Raw genomic sequence first — 21,494 nt, forward strand, 5'->3', positions numbered from 1 at the left:
CCCATGTTTGACTTTTTCAATGCCGCCCCGACTTCGTCCCCCTCGCCTGCACAGGAGCGCCGCTCAATTCGCCCCGCCCGCGCGCTCTTGACCCCGACCTGGGTCGCCGCGCTGGCCTTGCTGGTCGCCAACGATCACTGGCTCAAGGGCTCGGGCCTGCTGCCCGACTTGATGACCGGCAAGCTCAGCGACTTCGCGGGCATGTTGGTCGCGCCGGTGCTGCTGGCGACGCTGTTGCGGGTTCGCAGTCGCGAAGCGCTGCTGGCTTGTCACGTCGCGGTTGGGGCGGTGTTCGCTGGCATTCAGCTGTCGGCCGGGTTCGCGGGTCAGTGGTCGGCGCTGATGGGCGCGCTGGGTCATCCGTGGGTGATCACCTGCGATCCGACCGACCTGATCGCGCTGCCCTTCTTGCTGCTCTCGTGGAAGCTGCTGGTGCCGCAGATGGACGCTGCCCTGCCCGCGCTGGTGCCCATGCAGCGGACCGCCGTCGCAGCCCTGAGCGTGCTTGGGCTGTGGTCGACGGTCGCCACCTCGGAGGGCGGCGACTGGGGCATCGACCCCGACGGTGAGTGGTACGAGGACGTGTTTGGCAACGTGTATGTCAACAACGCCAACGACTTCGATATCAGCCTGCACGTCCGGCCGCTGCGTGACGACGTGTTGATCGACTGCGATCATGTCTCGGCCGATCCCGGTCGCCTGCTCGGCGAGCAGGCATTTGGCGAGGCCGAGCACTGGGTGTTGCCGGGTCGCACCAACGTTGGAATCGACATGCCGTCGAGCGAGGGGGGCCAGTGCTCGGCGGTGTGGATCGCCGGCGAGGGCATCGAGCCGCGGATCTTGTTCGTTGGCAGCGTGAGCGAGCACCCTGGGCGGTGGTGGTCGGGTCAGACCTTCACGCCCGAGTCGCTCGACAGCGCTGGCGTCCAGATCCAGTTTGACGCCGACGGCCGCAGCACCTGGCTTGGCGACGGCATGATCCTCTTCACGCCCAAGACCGACGCCCCCGAGCAGCCCGCGAGCTGCGAGGCGCCCGCTGATGAGGCGCGCATCGACTGGCCGCTGTCGATCCCCGACGACGCCCGCGTGCTCGCCGTCGAGCCGGGCGCCGATGGCTGCTTCGAGCTGCAACTGCAAGAGCTCTACTTGGCAGGTGACGAGCCCACCAACCAGGGCACCCCCTACGCCTTCTACCTGTGTGCCCCCGCGGCCGGGGTGCCCTTCGCGGCTGACGAGGTGCTGCGCTTCGAAGAGACCTGGGGCGGCCTTGGCAGCCGGGAGCTGCGGGTGACCCTGCTCGATCCGGTCAGCTTGGATCCGCGGGTCGCCGAGTCGGGTCAGGCGGTGCGGGTCGTTCGTTACCTGCGTGGCGGCAACAACCCCGCGAACATCGGCCTGGCGATCAGCCGGAAGCTGGTGGCGGTCCCCGCCGTGAGCTGCCCGTGGCAGGTCGAGGACAGCTGCGCGAGCGTCGAGCGTCACGTGGACCTGGCTGTCCCTGGCGTCGCGAACTACCTGCAACCGGGCGCCGCGGTCAGCTTCGCGGACGTTGGTGCGTTGCACACCGCGATCCTCAGCTACTCGCGGCAGCGCGCCGTGCTCGACCAAAGCTGCGCCGAAGGTGCGCTCGCGCTCAGCTACGACATCGACTTCGTCGTCATCGACGAGCCGTTGCTCTAATGTAATGGGCGGGGCGAGGCCTCTCGCCCACCTCTTCACGAGCGAGCTGTCCACGCGGGCAGCTCGCTCGTTTCAGTACTTCCAGGTCAGACCCACCGTGAAGCTCAGCCCATCCCGCGTGCTGTAGACCAGCTGATCCCCCTGCGTCCGATACCGCCGGGTGTTGAGCATGTTCTCGACCTCCAGGGTCAACAACAGCTGGTTGCGCAGGTCACCCCACTCGTTGCGCTTGTAGGCCAACAGCCGCTGCGACGCGGTGAAGTCCAGCATGTGCATCGGCTCTTGGTAGATGTCCGGCAGGCCCAGCCCGCTGACCTGGGCGATATACGGACCCACGGCGTTGTACATCAGGCGCAGGTTGGTGCCGAACGCGGCGTTGTCATAGTCGATGTACGCGTTGGCGATCCATGGTGCCTGGCCTTGCAGCGGCCGCTCGCGGCTGGTCGACACCTGATACTCGACGCGGCAGTCCTCGACCGCGATCGAGCCTTCGAGCACGGCCGCCTCGCCGGGGCGGTGACAGGGCGGGCCAAGCTGAACCTGCGAATAGATGTACGCAAAGTTCGCGCCGATCGAGAGGTCGCGCAGGACCTTGCGAGCCGCCACCGCCGGCTTGGGCGCGAGGAAGTCCAGGGCCTTGCGAAACTCGAGCTCGACGCCGCCGTTGATTGCGCTGTCGACGTTCGCAAACGAAGCCGCGGGGTTGCTGCCCGCGCCCACGACCTCTTCGATCGGGTCTTGGAAGTGCTTGAAGAACCCGCTGATCGCAACGACCTCGGCGCTGCGCGGGAACCACTCGAAGCGAAGATCCGCGTTCCAGATGTGGGTTGAGGTCAGGCCCGGAAACCCTTGCTTGTTGAAGCCACCCACGTAGTCGCGGAACGAGAAGGGCGCGAGCTCGCGAAATTCCGGACGGGCCAGGGTCTTGGTCCCGTTCACGCGGATGTTGAAGTCGCCGCCGCCCTCGGGCAGTGGCGGCGAGAAGATCAACGAGGCCGCGGGCAGCACGTCGAGGTCGACGAGCCGGGAGCTGTCGAAGGGCGTGTCGTTGGGCCCGGCGAAGGGGTCGACGGGGGTGACGTTGATGACGTTGGACTCGAGCCGGGCGCCACCCGAGACCCTAAACCAGTTGACGAAGGGCAGGTCCAGCGAGGCGTAGCCGGCGAGGTTGCGCGACCAGGCCTCGTATCCGTCTTGCGCGCGGGTTCGGTCCCACAAGGTGAACGGTCGCGTGCCACCATTGTCCGCGCTCAAGCCCCCGCCGATCGTGTCGTCGTTGATCGGGTTGTCGCGCCCGGCCGGGATGGCGACCCCGGTCGCGTAGGCATAGTCGTAGCGAGGGGCAAAGAACGAGCGCTGCTTGGCGTCGAGCCACGCGCCAAATTTCAGCTTGGCGTCCAGGCCCTTCCACTGCCGAAACGGCAGGCTCAGATCCAAGCCGGCGTTCTCGTTGTTGTCGACCAGGCCAAGGAACAGCTGGCTGCCCGTCGCCCCCGCGCCGTTGTCGATCTCGAAGCTGCCCGCGCCGTCGGTGTCGCGGAACAACATCTCGCGCAGGGCAGGGTCGTCGCGGCGCGCCTGGGCGAACGATCCAAAGTAGTCGATCTCGAGGTTGGCTGCGCGCGGGATCTTGTGCTTGCCGCTCAGCTGAACCGAGGCGATCGAGCGCATCACGTAGCGAAGTCGCGTGTAGTTCAAGTACTCGCCGGGTGAGACGTCACGAACCTCGCCGTACATGTCGCGGGTCTCGTCTTGACCCTCGCGCGAATAAAAGCCCGTCAGCGCCCAGCGGTTGTTGGGGTTGGCGTCGAACTGAAGCTTGAGCAGGCCGTTGTAGTTGGTCGTGTAGACCGTCTCGATCGACTCGAGGTCGACGCGCGGGCTGCTGATGTCGGGCACGCCATCGCGCAGGCCGAACAGGCGCACGGTCTCGCGGTTGGTCTGGTGCTCGTTCTTGTAGCCACCCGCGAACAGGATCCCAAATTTGGCGCCCGCGTCATTGAGGCTCCAGCTGTCGCCGGCGGACAGCTTGAACCCAAAGTTTGCTGGCGCCCGGGCGCCTCGCATGACGCGAGTGCGAGTGTCGAGCGCCTTGCCGTCAGCCTCGACCTGCGCGGCGTCGCGGCCGACACCACGGCCAACCCGCTCGTCGCTGGGAAAGCTGTCGGGCCGCGCGCGCGGCAAGTTCCCGAGCGCGAACAGGTCATATCCAGCGTGGCCAGCGTGGGTGACCATTGGCTGAAACGATGTGTTGGTGTTGACCCCCGCCGTGACGCCGATCGTGATCATGGGATCGTCGGGGGCGTTGCGGGTCACGAATTGGGTCGAGCCCCCGGTGAAGTCGCCCGGCACGTCAGGCGTGAAGGTCTTTTGCACGTCGATCGCCGACAGCGCCCCCGAGGGGATCACGTCGAGCGGCACGGTGCGGATCTCGGGCTCGGGGCTGGGCACGCGCGCGCCGTCGAGCAAGGTGTTGCCGTAGCGGTGCCCGAGGCCGCGAACGAACAGGTAGCGGCCATCGACGATCGTCGCGCCCACGATCCGCACCGCCACGCTCGACGCCTTGCCGCCGCCCGACTTGCTCATCTCGGTCGCGTCGATGCCGTCGTTGACGGAGGTCTTTTGCTTGCGCGACTCCTGCAGCGCGCCCTCGGCCTCGAGGTTGAGGCTGTCGGAGACTTCAAAGGTCTCCATCACGCCGACCATGGGGACCAGCTCGACGTCGTGGGTGGTGACCTCGCCCCCGCTGACATCGACCGCCGTGAGCTCGGCGCTCTGGTACAGGTCCAGCTCGACGAGCAGGGTGTACTGGCCGGGCGGCAGCTGCAGGGTGTAGGCCCCATCGACGCCGGTGCGGCCGACGTACTTGGTGTCCTTGGCTCGCACGTAGACGCCCGCGAGCGGCTCGCGCTTGGCGTTGAGGACAACGCCCGAGACCGTGCCGACGGTGCCCTTGGCCTGGACCTCGCCGGACTTGAGCTCGGCGTCGAGGGCGTCCTGATCCTCGGAGATGTCCTCGAAGGTGAAGCCCGAGTCCTCGGACAGCGCGCCGTCGTCCTCCCACGCGTCCTCCCACTCGTCGTCGCCCGGCGGCTCGCCGGTGGTCTCGCCGGACTCCGGCGCATCCACGGGGGCGATGATGAACTCGTCGCCGTCGTCGCCGTCGTCGCCGTCGTCGTCGCCGTCGTCTCCGTTGTCGGGCGGGGTGTCTTCGCTGTCGTCAAACGAGAACCCATCGTCCTCGGGCGGGCTCTCGTCGGTTCCATCTTCGAAGCTGAACCCTTCGTCGGCAGGCGGGGCCGCGACGCTGGTCGCCGACCACCCAACCACCGCGAGGCAGGGAAACAACCATCCGAGTCGCCTGCGCCTGCGCGCATGAGTTGCGAGTGCGAGGGTGTGACTGCGTTGTCGTTGCATTGAATTAGCTCATGAACTCCCCGCGCCCGCGAGCGCCTAGAGGCAGCCCGAAGACGCGAGAGCAAAATCTGTGAAGCGCTCGATCGGCGGCTAGTCGACCGGGATCTCGGTGGTCACCAGCACCGCGGTCACACGCAAGCTCGCGACCGCCGCGGCGTCCTGCCCAGCTTCCCGGGCTTGCTCGCGCACGAGATCATTGACGACGTCCTCCGCGTCCTTGGCGAAGCTCATCCCCTGCAGCACATAGCCATAGTCCGTGCTGTCAGCGGCGTCGACATAGATGACCTTGTCTGCCCGGCCAGCGAGCAAGCGACCGAGGCGATCCGGCGCGTCGTTGTGCTCGAGCTCGATCGCACCCACGCTGAACACGGGCTCGATCTGCCCGTCGGCCAGCTCGCGCTCGGTCACGCGCATGACCAGCGGCTTGTTGTCGGGGTTGGCCTCGGCGAGCTGCTGATCCTTGTCGTCGGGTGGCGGCAGGCGGCCCAGGTAGTGCGCGTTGACGACCGGCGCGAGCACCATGAAGATGATCAACAGCACGAGCACGACGTCGACCAGCGGGGTCACGTTCATGTCGGGCGAGACGGCGGCCTTGGGCTTGCGCCCAAACCCACGCTTGTTGTTGCTCAGGCTCGCCATTGCTCAGCCCTCCCAGCCTTGTTTTTGGGCGCCAACGGCCAGCTGAATGTACGCAAAGCCGAGGTTCTGGCAGTCGTGGAAGACCTCGCGGATCTGCCCGTACTCGATCCGCGCGTCGCCACGAAACAGCAGCAGGCGGCTGGGGTCAGCGGCGTGCAGGGCGGTCAGCTCGCTGATCAGGGCCTCGCGGCTCAGCTGCCGGTCGCCTTCGGCCTCACCGATGTAGTAGCCGATCTCGTCGCTGTCTTTGAGCTTGGCGATCGACACGGTGATCGGCTCGACCTCTTCGTCGTCCTTGTCCGCGTTGCTGGCCTTGAACAGCTCGATCGGCACGCCCTCTTGCATGTTGGGGATCACCAACATGAAGATGATCAGCAGGACCAAGACAACGTCGACGAGCGGCGTGACATTGATGTTTGGCTTGACCCCTTTGCCGCCGCCGCCAGCGTCAAGCTGAACGCCCATCGTGGGCCTCCAGGTGGTCGAGGAGCTCGCCCGCGGCGTGTTGCATGGCCATGTCGAGCTTGTCGAAGCGGGCCGACAGGTAGTTGAAGATCAGCACCGAGGTAATTGCCACGGCCAGTCCCATTGCGGTGACGATGAGGGCCTCGGCGATACCCGCCGAGACCGCCTCGATGCCGCCGCCGCCGGCCGCCGCGATCCCCTGGAACGCGACGATGATGCCGATCACGGTGCCAAACAGCCCAATGAAGGGGGCCGTCGAGCCAACCGAGGCCAGAAAGCCCATGCCCGCCCGCGCTTGCGCGCCAAGCTCGTCGAGCCGGCGCTCGAGGTCGCGGCGCGCGAGCTCGAGCCGCTCGCTGGCGCCCGCGTGGCGCTTGTACGCGCCCAGGCCCATGCTCGTGAGCTTGGCCAGCGGGGCCTTCTCGTACTCTTTACCCTTGGCCAGATCGGCGAGCGACGCGAGGTCGAGGTCATCGAGCAGCGGGCGGCTGACCTTCGCAAACACGGCCGAACCGGCAAACGCCTTGCGCAGCACCAACACGCGCTCAATGGTCACGTAGGCCGAGCCCAGACCCATGATCACCAGCGTGATCGCGACGATCTTGGACAGCAGGCTCATGGTTTCCCAGATATGGAGAATGTTGAGATCCATCGTGGATTTCCTATTCGCGAGGGTTCACTGGAGCGTGAACGGGATCGTGACGGTCAAGAACACCGAGATCGGCTTGCCCTGGACCGTTGAAGGCTTGAATTTCCAGGTTTGAACGGCAGCAGCGACGGCCTTGAGCAGCAGCGCGTTGGCCCGGTCGTGCAGGTCGGGCTCGGTCGCGGCGTCAACGGAGTTGTCTTTGGCGAGCACCTTGGCGCCCTTGACCGTTCCATCCTTATAGATGGTGAGCCGGACCTTGACCTTGCCGGTAATGTTGCGCTTCTTGAGGTCCGGCGGGTAGATCGGCGCGTTGCCGCCGATCTGCTTGGGGACCGTGGCCTCGGCTGGGCGCTCGATTGGCTTGTCGGGGTTATAGGGGAACTTGTCGGCTTTGGGCTTTGGCTTTGGCTCGGGCTTTGGCTCGGGCTTTGGCTCGGGCTTGGCCGCGCCGTCGGGATCACCCTTGCCGCCCTGGTCATTGCTGCCGCCGCCTTCGCCCCCGTAGCCGGGCCCCTCGTCGTTGATCTCGCCCTCTTCGGGGTTCTCGTCAGCGCGATCGGGGTTTTGGATGTCGGGCTGCGGCGTGGGCTTGGCGCTGGGCTTGGGCGACTTGTCGCTGGAAGGCGGCGGCTCGGGCGGTGGCTCGGGCTCGGGCTCGGGCTCTTCCTCGAGCTCCTCTTCCATGTCGAAATTTTGCAGCTCGGCTTCGACGACCTCGAGCTCGACGGGTTCCTCTGCCTCGAGGCTCGCAAAGTAGAACGCGCCAGCGAAGCCACCCCCAACTAGCAGCATCGCGCCAATCAGTGACTCCCAGCGCCTGCGCTCGAAGAACGCGCTGTGAACGTCATCGCGAACGTTGAATCCGCTGAACACCGAGGAGAACACTAGCCCCGAGTTTTGTCCGACACGTGCCGTGTTCGTTGCGGAATGGTTACAAGCGGCTTTTTGCGGGTCGCTGAGATCGTGTGATCGATCTTATCGCCATTCGCGGTCACGCTCCGGTTACCGAATCGTCACAGATGGTCACGCGCCGCCCAATTTTGGCGCAAAAACAGAAACAGCGCGAACGTCGATGTGACGTTCGCGCTGTCTTGCGCGGGGGCCGTGGTGAACGCGCTACTTCGCGGGCTTGTACTCGATCCAGACCTTACCCTGGCCGTAGAGCCAGGTGACCTTCAGCCGCTCGAGCAGGGGCACGTTGACGAAGCCGCCAAGCTCGAAGCCCGAGAACCCGCGCACGCCCGCGAGCTGCGGCTCACCCGGCTGCTCGAGGTAGACCAGCGCGCCCATGCCCGGGACGCTGACGTCGCCGAACGAGATCTGATCGACGAAGACCATCTTGCGGCCGTTGTCGGGGTCCTCGGGGTTCTCGATCTCGCGCGGGAGGTGACCGCTCTGCAGGTAGGACTTCGCGGTCAGCGTGACCGCGGCGGGGCTGGCGTAGCCGAACCAGGCCCAAAACGGCTGCTCGGCGGAGTCGATGCTGACGGGCGTGGCCGGGATGTGCAGGCTCCACTGGTCGAGCATGATCAGCGGCTGCTCGGCGGCGCCCGCTGGCGGGGCGGCGGGGGCGGCCTTGGTGATCGTGAGCGACTTGGCCGGGTGATCCGCGACGACCGAGCCGAGCTTGTGCAGCGCCTGGTGACCCAACACCACGCCGGCCTTCTCGGGCAGACCCGACGAGAAGATCTCGAGGTCGTCGATCAGCGCGGGGACATTCTTGAGCTTGATCCCGTTGAACTCGATCTCGGGGATCAGCGTGACCTCGTACTCGCCAAGGTTGAGCAGGTTCGTGCTGCCCAGCGGCTCGAGCTTCAGGGCCTCGGCCAGCTCGCGGTCGATCCGGGACTCGATCTGGAGCGGGGAGAACAGCGCGCGGCTGGGCTCGCCGCCGACCACGGCGAAGGTGTGGACCAAGCCCGTGTAGATATCGAGGCCGAGGTCCGAGCTGCCCTTTTCACCCTCGATCGTGACCAGCTCGCCCTTGCCCGCGAACGCGCGCAGGTAGTCGGCGTAGCCGCGGATCGCGTCGTTGGTGACCTCGGCCGCCTCGGCGCCGCTGAGGAACACCTCGTCGGCGACCGCTGGACCGCGCTCGGTGTCGAGCGTGAGGTAGTGGGCCCACAGCTGCGCGACGCGGGTGTCGACGAGGACTGGCGGCTTGCAGACCTTGGCCTCGGTGTCACACCAGCCGCCAAGATCTTCGCAGTCTTCGAGCTGCTCGCAGGACTTGCCCTGGAAGTTGTCGTTCTCCGACGCGATCACGGGCTCGAGGACGGCGAGTGACTCCTCGTACAAGCTGGCAGCCCGGAGGTTGCGAGCGAGCGCCACGGCGCCACCAAAGTTGGCCGGATCGAGCTCCATCGCCTTGCGCAGGGCTTCGGTCGAGGCGTTGAAGTCACCCGCGCGCCAGCTGGCTGCGCCCAGCACCACGTAGGCGTCGGCGTTGTTGGGGTTCTCGGCCAGCGCGTCTTCGGCGATCTTGCGGGCGGTGACGTAGCGCCCAGCGCCCAGCGCGTCGTTGGCTTGCACGATCAACTGGTTGACCTTGGCCGTTGTCGTGGCCTTTTTCTTCTCGGCCTCGACCTCCTCTTTGGACATGCCGCGCGGCACCTTGGTGCCGTCGCTGGTCTTCTTGCAGGCAGAGAGAGAGAGGATCAGCCCCAAGGTGATGGGCGTGAGGACGCTACGGAAGCTGGGCATTCGCGGGTCTCCTGGTCGCGCGGGCTGGCCGGCGCGATGGCGGGGAGGATACCCATTTGGGCCCCCTCCGGCCATCCTGTACTGGTTTGGGATGCCCGTGGCCGGGATCCGGGGTTCGCGCTGACCAACGGGACGGTCTGGACAGGCTTACGCAGGGTCTGCGCCGTCGGGCGCCTGGGCGTGCGGGGTCTCCCGCCGGGCGCGGGCCAGCAACCACGCGCCGGGCAGCGCCAGCGCACACGCGCCGCCCAGCTGCAGCAGGTACATCAGCGCGGCGAAGCTGGACGCGGCGGCCTGCTGCGTCGGCGCGGTCAGCAGGCCCAGCGCGGCGGCCATCCCGAACTGAAAGCTGCCCGCCTGCGCCGGGCCGCCGGGCAGCTGAATCGCCAGGCCGACGATCGCCACGATCGCGGCCGCGTCGGCGAAGCCAAGCTCGAGGCCGCAGGCCAGCAACACCAGCCACAGCTGGCAGATCGTCAGCGACCAGTAGACCAGCGACCACAGCAAGAAGGGCAGGCCGCGGCGCCAGTTGAACAGCACCGCGATCGTGCCCGCGATCCGCCCGGCCGCTGCGGCGGCCCGGCGACCAAGCTGACCGGGGATCGTGCGACCAACGATGCGCTCGAGCAGGGCGGGGCGCGCAGCCGCGGCCAGCAGGACCGCAAGCCCAAGCACGAAGGTCATCGCCATCAGCCGACCAAACCCGCGCACGTAGGCGATCGCCTGGGGGGCGTCTTGATCGGCGGCCAAGTTGGCGAAGCCCAGCCCGAAGAACAACATGCCCACGACGACCAGCCCGTCGACCACGCGCTCGACCGCGATCGCGGAGACGGACTCGGCGAACGAGACCCCGGGCTGCTCCGCGCGGGTCAACAACAGCGGGCGCGACAGCTCGCCCAGCCGAAACGGCAGCAGGATCACGATCGGGTAGCTGAGCATCCCGCTGCCCTGCAGCACCCGCCAGTCGAAGCGCGCGGCCTTGCCCTCGCTGGCGCGCAGTACCAGCGGATCCAACACGAAGCGCAGCCGCAGCGCGCGGGCCAAGGTGTAGGGGATCTGCATGGCACACGCGGCCACGAACAACCATGGCGCGGGCAACACGAGCGGATCGGGCCAAAGATCAATCCGCCCAAACCGGACGACCAACGCGAGCAACAGCGCCGCCGCGATCAGCGAGGCGATCCAGGCGAGCACGCGCCGCGCCGGGCGGGTTGGACCACCGGTCGCCGCGCTGTGTTCGCTCGTCGCCATCAGCCGAAGCTAGCAAATTCAGCTCGGGGCAACCGGTCCTGGCCCGGGCACGCCCCCACAAACGTCGTCATTTTGCCCTGTGGCACGCGCCGCTCACGGCTGCGCCAGCCCCCTCGCCGAGATCCCCGAAGTTCGCTAGAGTCCGCGGGCATGGTCCATCCGGTCCAGAGCGTCGTCCAGAGCGTCGTCGAGTCGCTCTACGCGGCCGGGCGGTGCCCAAGGTTGCACGTCAACGCGGCTTGCGAGGGCGTCGTGTGCCCCGACTTCATCCGCGAGCAGTGGCAAGAGCGGCTGATCATCGATCTGGACGCCAGCTACCCCCTCGATCTGACCTTCACGGAGGAGTCGATCGGCGCCGACTTGTCGTTCGGCGGCTACGTGACCCGCTGCAGCTTTCCGTGGAAGGCCGTCTACGTCGTCGCGGATCGTGCGACGGGCCGCGGGATCGTGCTGGACCAGAACATGCCCGAGTCGGTCCGCCGCAGTCGCCAGCCGCCAACCACCGGTCCGCTGCCGGCCGGCGGGGATCTGAGCGGCACCTTCGAGCACGAGACCGCCAAAGATCGACGCGTCGGCGGCCCGAGCAAGCCCAACCGCCGCAAGCCCAAGCGGGCCGCGGTCGGGCCCACGCCCGCAAGCTCGAACTCGAGCGGGTCGGGTCCCGAGTCTGGCGCCGGAGCCGATCCCGAGCGTGAAGACGAAGCCATGCGCAGGCGCTCGGCCTTCAAGGTGATCGATGGCGGGAGCTGAGCGTGACCGAGCAATCACCCGAACCAAGCGGCGGCCCAGCGATCACCGAGCAGGAGATGGCGACCATGCGCAGGGTGGTCCGCAAGGTCTCGCTGATCTTGCTTGGCGCGTGTGGTGTGGGGGTGCTCGTGTTCTGGCTGGGCTGGGTCCGCGCGCCCTCGCCCGAGCAGGTCTGCAAGCACAAGATCCAGCTGGTTCACGAGACGGTTGGCGAGGATCAGACCGACGGCGCCGAAGCGTTGGTCGGGCAGCTCGAAGCGAACTGCGTGATCGCGGCCAAGCGCAAGATCCAGCTGCGCGGCAAGATCGTGTGGGCCAAGTACGCCAAGTGCGTGACCTCGGCGCCCACGCTGACTGAAGCCGAGCGCTGCTGAGTCACCGCGGCGCGTTGGGTACGGGCCGCGGCGCGACGGCTCCAGAAGTTGTTGCGGCCCGCTGTCGCTCGTGTGCCTCGCGGCGCGCTTGCTCGCGTTCGTCGGCGACGACGCGGCGGCGGATCAGGTCGTGCTGGATGACCACGATCACCAACAGCAGCGGCACCGCGGGCGGCCACAGGGCAAACAAGAACAGCGCCAAGACAGCGCCGAGCATCCCGTGGAGCGAGCGGTGGCCCAGCCACATCGGCGCGGCGAGCACGGCCGCGAACAAGCCGGCGAGCGCGGCCACGCTGCTGGCGGCGAAGGGGGCGCCCTCGACGATCGCGACCGCGAACCACATCAGGGTCGACAGCGCCACGATCCCGCCACAGCCCGCCAGCAGGTGGAGCGTGAAGATGATCAGGCTGCCCGGGTCGCGCTCGAGTCCGTAGAGCGGCCGCAGCGTGGCTTCGGGCTGGCGAAAGGGGCCGGTTGCTTCACCGGGCGAGTCGAACCCGCGCAGCGCCAAGCGATTGAAGCGCCAGTTGGGTCGGGCGCGGAGGATGGACCATGCAGTGATCGCCACGCTCGCAAGAGCAAGGCACACTGACACGTAGCTTGGCGCCGCCATCGTCCGGCCCAAGTCTAACGCGGACCCGCCGAGCTGTCGCAGTTTGTTGACGAACAATCACCGAAGCGGGGCTCAGATGTCCGCCGTGCGCATGTACATCGGCTGGGCCAGCAACCACAGGCTCAGCAGGCTCATCGCGATCATCGCCACGATCATCACCAAGTGCACGCGAAAGCTGGCCTTGCGGTCCCCGTCGTAGACCCGGAACGCCTCGCGCTGGGCCACGAAGATCCCATAGGCGTGGCCGATCACGACCAGCGCGACCTGTAGGTACCAGATCGTCTCGGGTGTCCACAGCGAGGTCAGCGGCGCCTGGGCGGTGCCAAAGTAGTCCGTTCCCCAGCCCAGCGGATCCGAGATCAACCGACGCAGCTTCGACCACTCCCAGAACACGTGGGTCGTGTTGTGGGCCAGGTGATAGAACAGCGCGATCGGCAGCAGGGTGTACGCAAACCGGATGAACAGCTTGCGGATCGACACATCTGGGCGCCCGCTGGCCAGCCGCATCGCCGCGCACAGCAGCCAGTAGCACAGCCCCGGCGCGGCGATGCACGCGAGCATCATCAGCGTGAAGGTCAGGACCCCGCCGTCGCTGCCGCCAAACAGCGCGCCCGTGCCCAGCAGGTTGTGATCGGCCAGCCAGCCGCGCAGCTCGGTCTCGGCTTGCTTCCACGCGGGGATCATCGCGGCGCCATGGAACGCGCTCACGATGAACACCAAGATCGCCATGTAGGCCTCGTCGATCTTGGCGCGGTGCGGGTGCAGCAGATCCGCGCCGCTGCTGCGCACGTTCAGCGCGATGTTGTCGTGCGGGCAGCTCTTGACGCACTCCGTGCACAGCGTGCAGTACTGGTTGTCGTTCATCGCGCCCATGTACTCGCTGGTTGGGCACGCATGGCCCACACCCTCGCGCCCATGCACGCAGTCGGAGGTGGTGCAGGTCCGGCACACCTCGTTGTCACGGCGGCGCAGCTCGAGCATGCCCATCGTGGAGTACTGGCCCGAGACCCGGCCCACAAAGCACACGTAGCGGCACATCGCCTTGCGGTCGAACAGCACCAGGCACAGCCACGCGAGCGCGACCATGAAGATCGCAAACATGGAGGTCAGCCACGGCCGGTTGGCGGCGTCGTAGGCCAGCTCCAGCCAGGTCACGAACGCAAACAGCACGATCGCCGGCCACATCCACAGGCGAAACCGCGGGTAGCTCAGGCCCAGCGTCTTGATCTTGCGGACCGCGACCAGCGAGCCGCGCATGATCCAGTCGGGGATCGCCGTCCATGGGCACATGAAGCACCACAGGTTGCCGGCGAACATCACCAAGAAGATCAGCCCGATCCACCAGATGTTCCAGGTCAGCACCGGCGCGATGTTGCGGCCGGGCTCTTGGCTGCCGACCAGCCCCGCGACGACGACGCCAACGAACCCAATCACGACCGGCAGCTGGAACGCCGGCTGAAACCACCGGCTCTTCATCGCGCGGCGCAACCATGCGAAGCGGGTCAGCTCGAAGCGCCAGTAAGGTCGCTGGTCGCGGGTGCCACCGCCGCCGGTTCCGCGCGGATCCTTGCGCTTGCCGTAGCGCTCGAACAGCACGAACGACAGCAGCAAGATCAGGCCCAGGCCCACGTACACGACCTCGTTGGGCAGGCCGGGCATCAGGTGGACATACGCCTTGGTCTTTACTTTCTCGGCGTCGTCGAAGGCGGTGGGATCGAAGAATCCACCCTCGTCGAGGGTGGTGATCGTGGCTTGGGGGAGGCCGCGCTCGGTCTCGCCGTCTTCGAGGATCAGCGCGCCGGAGGCCGTGCGCTTCTGGCCGAAGCGATCGACCGTGACCCCGTCTTCGCGCTCGGGGGTGATGTCCTCGACGGGCGGCATCGGGGGCGCCGCTCCAACCCCGTCGCCCGACGGATCTTCACCGTCGGGCCGCTCGGGGGTGATGTCCTCGACGGGCGGCATCGGGGGCGCCGCTCCAACCCCGTCGCCCGACGGATCTTCACCGTCGGGCCGCTCGGGGGTGATGTCCTCGACCGGCGGCATCGGAGGGGTCGCGCGCACGGCCGTGTGAACTTTTTCGATCAGCTCGAGCTCGGCGCCCGGCGACTCCGCGCGGACCTCGTGGGCGACCATCCAGACCAAGCCCAGCACGCCAAGGATCAGCGCGAACGCCCGGGCGAACCGACCCCCGCGCAGCAGCGCGAGCGGGTCGTCTTCGTGTTCGGACGTCGACGCTGCGCCCTCGCTGGGGACGATTGGCAAGCGCACGCGCCGCTTCATCCTTGCACCTCGATCAAGTGGAGCACATCTGGGGCGCGGCTCCAGGTCGAAGGCAGCTGCGGATCAACGGCCGGCGCCGAGGCGCTCAGCTCGATCGGATCGACCGCGATCGCGTCGCAGGGATCTTCATCGTATTCGAGCTGCGTCCACCACACGCTGCCGTAGCCGGGGCCCGCGTTTGCGTAGTTGGCGGGGCTGGCCGCGATCGCAAGCCCGACCCCCTCGCTGTCGAGCGCCAGCGCGTGGGGTCGCAGCGGCTCGGTCCCACCCGCCGCCGTCCAGACCCCCGCGTCGTCGAGCGCGGTCAGCCGACCGCACTGCGTGATCGTGCCCGCGCTGGTGTCCCCGGCGACCACCACCACGCCGCGAAGATCACCATCGGCGCGGGCCAGCAGCCACCGCGGTTGCCCGGCGCTGGGCACCAAGCTCAGCGCGCGCACGATCCACGAGCTGTCAGCTTCGAGCTCCGAGAACCCACGCAGCTGGCAGTCGCCGTCATACCACCACAGCCGCGCGTCCTCGCTCGAGCTGATGATCGGCGGGTGCTCACTGACGATGACGCCACCGAGTCCGTCGGCCGCCAGGTAGCGCACGCGCTTGTTCATGAACGGGATCTGGGCCACGCAGATCGGGCTTGGGGTCCCGTTGGCGGACCCACCCAGCGCCGACGTATCGAGGATCGCCACCCGCTCGTCGCCGTCGCACGCGAGCGCAACGGCGCTGGCCTCGGCGTCGAGTGCCACGATGCCCCATGCCCCCGCGCAGCCCGGATCCGCGACGCGGACGCCGGCCGCGCCTGGTGTCAGCGCCAGCAGCTCGCTCGGCTCGGTCCACATGGCATCGGGGACCATGAGATCATTCGCGAACACGGAGATCAACAGATCGCCGCTGGCCGGATGGAGCAACATCGACAGCGGCTCCGTTCGCGCGAGGCTGGTCACGCGCACGCCCAGGCCGGTCGCCTCGCCGCCGCTGAACCAATCGCCCACGGGCACCAGCGCCCCAGCTTCATAGTTGCCCAGGCCTGTCGCCGGAAAGCTGACCAGCGAGCCGAGCTCGCGGCTGGGGTGGTGGCCAAGCAACACGTGCAGCGCGTCGCCGTCCCAGGCCAGGCCGTAGGGTTCATCCAGGCTGGCACCGCTGATGTCGCCGCCAAGGTTTGGCGCAATGTCCAGGTCCAGCGCTCCGCGATAGCGAGGGCCTGCACCCGCAGCTGTGAACAGGTCGACGCGATCGTCGAGGGTCTGGCTGACCGCGAGGATCGTGCAAGCCTCACCCGCGGGACAGCCGAGCAAGCCGGTCTGGACGAGCTCACCGCCGCCGGTCTCGGTGGTCTCGCCACCAGCGTCGACGCTCGGATTATCCGGCAGACAAGCTGTGGCTACAGCCAACAGCGCGGAACTCAGCCAGGCACCCGGACGCATCCAGCGCTGTTATATCAGTAATTGGCCGTGGGTCTCCACGTCTCGATCACGCGGTCTGTGCCGCTCTCCAGCCTGCGAGCGCGTCCGCGAGGGGACAAGCAGCTCGGCCGCGCTGAGCACAACCCGCGGCTTCGAGCGCAGACGCTTCGCTGGCGCTCGGCGCCACGTCTCCGCTTCTGCGTTTGGCAGTCCATGAAATGTCGTCAGGGTTAATGGCACCTTGGCGTCGACGAACGACCTCAACCTGCGCTTTGGAGCGCTCGCGTTGCAGTGCGACTTCATCGACGCGCAGCAATTCGCATGCGCGTGCGCCTCGTGGGTGAAGCGCGACGAGGGGTCCTTGGCCAGCGTGCTCGCCGAGCGCGGCTGGTTGACGGCGGCCCAGCGGGCCCACGTTGAACAGCTGCTCGAAGCGGCCCAGGCTGACGAGTCCAGCTCGGACGTCGCCACGCTCACGCTGCCAGGTCCGGCCTCGCCCAAGGGTTCAGCGTGCCTCGACTTCGAGATCGATCTGGAACTGGATCTAGATCTGGATCTGGATCTGGATCTCGAGTTCGACGATCTCGTCACGCTCGGCGGACCCGGCAGTGAGCGCGCGGGCGACGGGATGCCGTTCGTCTGCGACCGGATCAAGCTCAGAGAGCTGCACTCGTCCGGCGGTATCGGCGAGGTCTGGCGGGCGTTCGACGAGGTCCTGCGCCGCGAGGTCGCGCTCAAGCGGCTCAAGCACGACCAGGCGGATCACGCAGATCATCGCGCGCACTTCCTCCGCGAGGCCCAGATCACCGGTCAGCTCGAGCACCCGGGGATCGTCCCGCTCTACGACTACCGCTGCGACGACGACGGCTCGCGCTGCTTCTACACCATGCGCTTCGTCCAGGGCCGGACCTTGAGCGAGGTGATCTCGGCGTTTCATCAGCGTCGCATCGAGACCGGCGAGAGCCTGCGTTCGGCGGCGTTCTTTCAGCTTCTGGAGTACTTTGGCAGCGTCTGCAACACGATCGGGTTTGCGCACTCCAAGGGGATCGTCCACCGCGATCTCAAGGGCGACAACGTGGTCGTTGGCAACTTTGGTGAGGTCGTCGTGCTCGACTGGGGTCTGGCCAAGCGCCTCGATGCTCCCGAACCAGCGGCGGCTGGCGACCGCGCGCCATCGCCCGCGGGGCCCCCAAGTCTGGTGTCCGTGACCTCGACGATGCCTGGTGAGCGGCTTGGGACGCCAGCGTACATGGCCCCAGAGCAGGCGCTTGGGCTCAACGACCGAATCGACCAGCGCACCGACGTGTACGGGCTCGCGGCGATCCTCTACGAGATCCTGACCAGCCGGCCGCCGTTTCGCGGCGACGACGTGCTCTCGGTCATGGACGCGGTCGCCCACGAGCCGCCAAGCCGGCCGAGCAAGTGGGTCGCCGACGTCCCGCTGACGCTCGAGCGGATCTGCCTGCGCGGCCTCGACAAGTCGATGGACGCCCGCCAGCAATCGGTGCTCGAACTCGCGGCGCAGGTGCGAGAGTGGTTGAGCACGCTGGCCGGACGCGACTGCGCGCGCGAGCTCGTCTGAGCCGTTCCGCGTGGGTGGCCGGTCTCACCCAATCTCGATCGACGAGCCTGGACAAGCTGCACGAGCCCTTCGTCAGTTGTTCGGTTCCACCCTCGCGCTCGACCAGAATCGTGCGCAGTGACCCTCGCGGGTCCTTGCCCTTGCCAGCCGCCCCAGCCGTGAGGACCGGGCGCGCGGGGGGGTGATCATCGGCCGCTGAGGGTGAACGACATCAAAACCCAAACTGACTGTTGAGCGCGACCGCTTGGGTCGGGCACACTCGACGCCCCCGGTCTGGCGTTCGCTGTTCCCTTTCTCCCTCTCGCCGCCCGACCGCTCAGGAGCTCAGCATGCGCGTTCAACCAAAAGTCCTCGTCCAACGCCTCAGCCCGATCTGCACGGGCATGCTCGAAGCCGCCGTTGGGCGGGCCGCGCAAGGTCAATATTACGAGATCGTCCCCGAGCACTTGCTCTACGGGCTCATCGGTCAAGAGGACGCGGACGCGAACGAGATCCTGCAGTTCTTTGGTCAAGATCGCCTGCGCCTGCTCGGGCGGGTCGAGAAGACCCTCAAGGCCATGAAGACCGGCAACGCTGGGCGGCCGGTGTTCGCCGAGAGCCTGTTTCAGTGGATCGAAGACTCGTGGACCTTGGCCTCGCTGCTGTATGGCGTGAACAAGCTGCGTACCGGTCACTTGTTGCTGCAGTTCATCGAGCGCTCGTCGCGTTACACCGCCGAAGAATTCCCCGAGATCGAGGCGATCGACATCGACGTGCTGCGTCGCGACTTCGACGCGATCGTGCGCAACTCCAACGAGATGGACGAGATCGCGGTCCAGGGTGATGGCGGCGGCGCGGTCCCGGCTTCGCAGGCAGGTTCGCCCTCGGCCGACAGCGCGATCGGGCGGTTCACCGTGTCGCTGACCAAAGAGGCCCGCGAGGGGCGGATCGATCCGATCTTTGGCCGCCACCGCGAGATCCGGCAGATCATCGACATCCTCGCGCGGCGTCGCAAGAACAACCCGATCATCGTGGGTGAGCCGGGCGTCGGCAAGACCGCGCTCGTAGAGGGTCTGGCCCTGGCGATCGTCAACGGCGAGGTCCCGGATCTGCTCAAGAACACCGACATCATCAACCTCGACATGGGCCTGCTCAACGCCGGCGCCAGCGTCAAGGGCGAGTTCGAGAAGCGGCTCAAGGCGGTCATCTCCGAGGTCAAGGCTTCGCCAACGCCGATGATCTTGTTCATCGACGAGGCCCACACGATCATTGGTTCGGGCGGCAGCAAGGGGGGCAACGACGCCTCGAACTTGCTCAAGCCCGCGCTCGCCCGCGGTGACCTGCGGACCGTCGCGGCCACGACGTGGACCGAGTACAAGAAGTACTTCGAGAAGGATCCCGCGCTCGAGCGCCGGTTTCAGCCGGTCAAGTGCGACGAGCCAAGCGTCGCCGACACGGTGGTGATGCTGCGTGGGCTGGCCGGCAAGTACGAAGAGACCCACGGGGTGACGATCCGCGATGAGGCGGTGGTCGCCGCCGCGGAGCTCTCGGGGCGCTACATCTCTGGGCGGCAGCTGCCTGACAAGGCCGTGGACTTGCTGGACACCGCCGCCGCGCGGGTCAAGGTCGAGCAGGGCGCGAAGCCGCAGGAGGTCGAGGCGCTCGAGCTCGAGTTTGCTTCGTTGGATCGGCGGCGGATCGCGTTGGAGCGTGACATCGCCGAGCACATTGTCGTTGATCAGGACAGCTACGCGCAGCTGCTTGGCGACATCGAGTCGGTCAGGGAGCAGGTCAGCGAGATGACCGCGCGCTGGGTGGCCGAGCGCGACGCGGTGCGGGCGTTCAACGAGGCGTGTGAGCTGCTGCGGGCCGCGGAGCAGGCCGAGGCCGCGCGGACTTCGGTCAACGCTGACGGTGAGGCGCGCGAGGCTGATCCCGATGAGCCGCCAGCGGTCGCGGCGGACGGCGCGGAGGCTACGGGCGACAGCGTGGAGTCGCTGCGGGCCAAGGTTGAAGGCGCGATCAAGGCGCTCGACGAGATCCGTGGCGACAGTGATCCGCTCGTTCACCACGAGTGCGACGCGGACGTCGTGTCCAAGGTTGTCGCCAACTGGACGGGGATTCCCGTTGGCAAGATGAAGGCCGACACGATTGGCTCTGTGCTGGCGCTCGAGGACGTGCTTGGGGGCCGGGTCAAGGGGCAGGAGCCCGCGGTTGGTGTGGTCGCCGAGACCGTGCGGATGTCCTACGCGGGCGTTCGGGATCCGAACACGCCAATTGGCGTGTTGTTGTTCGTTGGGACCAGCGGCGTCGGCAAGACCGAGATGGCGCTGGCCTTGGCGGATCAACTCTATGGCGGTGATCGCTTCATGACGACGATCAACATGTCGGAGTTTCAGGAGAAGCACACGGTCTCGCGCTTGATTGGGTCGCCGCCCGGGTACGTTGGGTTTGGCGAGGGCGGCATGCTGACCGAAGCGGTGCGGCAGCGGCCCTACTCGGTGGTGCTGCTAGACGAGTGTGAGAAGGCCGACCCGGACGTGATGAACCTGTTCTACCAGGTGTTTGACAAGGGCGTGCTGAACGACGGTGAGGGACGGACGGTCGATTTCAAGAATACGATCATCATCCTGACCTCCAACTTGGCCTCGGACACGATCATGCGCATGTATGACGCGGAGGAGCCGCCCAGCACGGCGGACGTGACGGAGGCGATTCGGCCGACCGTGAGCGCGCACTTCAAGCCGGCGCTGCTGGCCCGCATGACAATGGTCCCGTTTCGGCCAATTGGGCCGGAGATCATGCGGGAGATTGCGATCTTGAAGCTGCGCAAGCTGCAGCGGCGGTTGATGGAGACCCATGAGGTCGAGGCGGTGTTTAGTGATGAGCTGCTCGACGAGTTGGTGCGGCGGTGTACGGATGCGGACACCGGGGCGCGGAATGTGGACCATACGCTGCGGGCTTCGTTGATGCCGGCGTTGGCGAAGTCGTTGCTGGAGTACATGGCGGATGGGGAAGTCCCGCCGAAGCTGGAGATCGGGCTGTCGCCCGAGGGCAACTGGCGGTTTGACTTTACTGACTGACGCTGGAGGGGTGCGGGCGGGGGGCAGTCTCCCGCCCGGGCGCCGTTTACAGCCCGATTAGCGCGAGCGCCTGGTGGACGTTCCGCCGGGCGTGGTTTTGCTTGATTGGCGAGCCGAACAATCGGCGCAGCGTCCCCAACATCAGGGCCCGCGTGGGCGGCTCGACCACCCCGACCTCGAGTTCTAGGGCTACCGCCGTGCTCGTCTTCAGCAAGTGCGCCGAGAGGATCGGCAACGGCGGGGCGTGATCCAGCAAATCGCTCGCGAACCCCCGCCCAAAACTCCTGCTCGTCCTCGGGACTCACCCGCCAAGCTTCGAGAGGCAGACGGCCCTTCGAGAGGCAGACGGCCCGCAAGGCAGACGGCCCGGACGTCATCCAGTTGATCTTTAGATCAGACTAGGCAGACGGCCCGGACGTCATCCAGTTGATCTTTAGATCAGACGGCCGAGGCAAAGACGGCCACGGCAGACGGCCCGGACGTCATCCAGTTGATCTTTAGATCAAAAACACAGACGGCCCAGGCACACAGGCCGGCAGACGGCCCGGACGTCATCCAGTTGATCTTTAGATCAGATGTTCTGCCCGCACCACAGCCATCGTCAAAACCAGGAGAAACTCTGCAAC

17 protein-coding genes are annotated in these 21,494 nt (G+C 67.0%); 5 read left to right on the forward strand and 12 right to left on the reverse strand.

Translation table 11 applies throughout. From position 1 onward, the window contains the following. Positions 1-87: 87 nt before the first annotated feature. Positions 88-1,680 (forward strand): hypothetical protein, encoded by a 1,593-nt coding sequence (locus tag DB30_RS29990; RefSeq protein ID WP_052555417.1) that lies wholly within the window; start codon positions 88-90, stop codon positions 1,678-1,680. 72 nt (positions 1,681-1,752) lie between these two features. On the opposite strand, the gene DB30_RS29995 is transcribed toward DB30_RS29990, so the two are convergent. From DB30_RS29995 to DB30_RS30025, 7 genes are all read right to left on the reverse strand, one after another. Further along, positions 1,753-5,097 carry a TonB-dependent receptor gene (locus DB30_RS29995; RefSeq protein WP_146661233.1) on the reverse strand — a complete coding sequence of 1,115 codons (3,345 nt, stop codon included), beginning with the start codon at positions 5,095-5,097 and terminating at the stop codon, positions 1,753-1,755. 90 nt (positions 5,098-5,187) lie between these two features. Then, positions 5,188-5,736, reverse strand: coding sequence for an ExbD/TolR family protein (locus DB30_RS30000; protein ID WP_052555422.1), 549 nt, complete (start codon positions 5,734-5,736; stop codon positions 5,188-5,190). Between the two features lie 3 nt (positions 5,737-5,739). Next, positions 5,740-6,201, reverse strand: a complete 462-nt coding sequence (locus DB30_RS30005; protein WP_052555424.1) for a biopolymer transporter ExbD — start codon at positions 6,199-6,201, stop codon at positions 5,740-5,742. Next, positions 6,185-6,820 carry a MotA/TolQ/ExbB proton channel family protein gene (locus DB30_RS30010; protein WP_165704015.1) on the reverse strand — a complete coding sequence of 212 codons (636 nt, stop codon included), beginning with the start codon at positions 6,818-6,820 and terminating at the stop codon, positions 6,185-6,187. Before DB30_RS30010 ends, DB30_RS30005 begins: the two co-directional genes overlap by 17 nt. Before the next feature lie 57 nt (positions 6,821-6,877). Further along, positions 6,878-7,723: an energy transducer TonB gene (locus tag DB30_RS30015; protein WP_146661235.1), complete on the reverse strand. Its 846-nt coding sequence runs from the start codon at positions 7,721-7,723 to the stop codon at positions 6,878-6,880. 243 nt (positions 7,724-7,966) lie between these two features. Then, positions 7,967-9,553, reverse strand: a complete 1,587-nt coding sequence (locus DB30_RS30020) for a tetratricopeptide repeat protein (protein WP_052555430.1) — start codon at positions 9,551-9,553, stop codon at positions 7,967-7,969. Between the two features lie 147 nt (positions 9,554-9,700). After that, positions 9,701-10,804: a lysylphosphatidylglycerol synthase transmembrane domain-containing protein gene (locus DB30_RS30025; RefSeq protein WP_052555432.1), complete on the reverse strand. Its 1,104-nt coding sequence runs from the start codon at positions 10,802-10,804 to the stop codon at positions 9,701-9,703. Between the two features lie 150 nt (positions 10,805-10,954). Between DB30_RS30025 and DB30_RS30030 the strand changes: the two genes are divergently transcribed. Both DB30_RS30030 and DB30_RS30035 read left to right on the forward strand, forming a co-directional pair. Next, a complete protein-coding gene (locus tag DB30_RS30030; protein WP_052555435.1) occupies positions 10,955-11,554 on the forward strand; it encodes a ClpXP protease specificity-enhancing factor SspB in 600 nt (199 codons plus the stop codon). Between the two features lie 2 nt (positions 11,555-11,556). Further along, the gene (locus tag DB30_RS30035; protein ID WP_052555437.1) at positions 11,557-11,928 is read left to right on the forward strand and encodes a hypothetical protein; all 372 of its coding nucleotides are present in this window, start codon (positions 11,557-11,559) and stop codon (positions 11,926-11,928) included. 1 nt (position 11,929) lies between these two features. On the opposite strand, the gene DB30_RS30040 is transcribed toward DB30_RS30035, so the two are convergent. From DB30_RS30040 to DB30_RS30050, 3 genes are all read right to left on the reverse strand, one after another. After that, the gene (locus DB30_RS30040; protein WP_052555439.1) at positions 11,930-12,496 is read right to left on the reverse strand and encodes a hypothetical protein; all 567 of its coding nucleotides are present in this window, start codon (positions 12,494-12,496) and stop codon (positions 11,930-11,932) included. A 117-nt stretch (positions 12,497-12,613) separates the two neighbouring features. Beyond that, a complete protein-coding gene (locus DB30_RS30045) occupies positions 12,614-14,809 on the reverse strand; it encodes a 4Fe-4S binding protein (RefSeq protein ID WP_165704016.1) in 2,196 nt (731 codons plus the stop codon). Positions 14,810-14,817: 8 nt separating this feature from the next. After that, the gene (locus DB30_RS30050) at positions 14,818-16,212 is read right to left on the reverse strand and encodes a hypothetical protein (protein WP_146661239.1); all 1,395 of its coding nucleotides are present in this window, start codon (positions 16,210-16,212) and stop codon (positions 14,818-14,820) included. A 253-nt stretch (positions 16,213-16,465) separates the two neighbouring features. Here DB30_RS30050 and DB30_RS30055 point away from each other — a divergent pair, with 253 nt between their 5' ends. Both DB30_RS30055 and tssH read left to right on the forward strand, forming a co-directional pair. Next, positions 16,466-17,806, forward strand: a complete 1,341-nt coding sequence (locus DB30_RS30055; RefSeq protein WP_052555446.1) for a serine/threonine-protein kinase — start codon at positions 16,466-16,468, stop codon at positions 17,804-17,806. 329 nt (positions 17,807-18,135) lie between these two features. Further along, entirely contained in the window at positions 18,136-20,868 is a 2,733-nt protein-coding gene (gene tssH / locus DB30_RS30060) for a type VI secretion system ATPase TssH (protein WP_052555448.1), read from the forward strand. A 46-nt stretch (positions 20,869-20,914) separates the two neighbouring features. Here the strand turns inward: tssH and DB30_RS30065 are convergent, their stop codons facing one another. Further along, positions 20,915-21,103: a hypothetical protein gene (locus tag DB30_RS30065; protein ID WP_146661241.1), complete on the reverse strand. Its 189-nt coding sequence runs from the start codon at positions 21,101-21,103 to the stop codon at positions 20,915-20,917. A 203-nt stretch (positions 21,104-21,306) separates the two neighbouring features. Continuing rightward, the coding region (locus DB30_RS41800; protein WP_205633103.1) for a hypothetical protein at positions 21,307-21,494 on the reverse strand (188 nt) is incomplete at its 5' end.

Origin of the sequence: Enhygromyxa salina (assembly GCF_000737335.2) — a bacterium.
Lineage (GTDB): Bacteria > Myxococcota_A > Polyangia > Nannocystales > Nannocystaceae > Plesiocystis > Plesiocystis salina_C.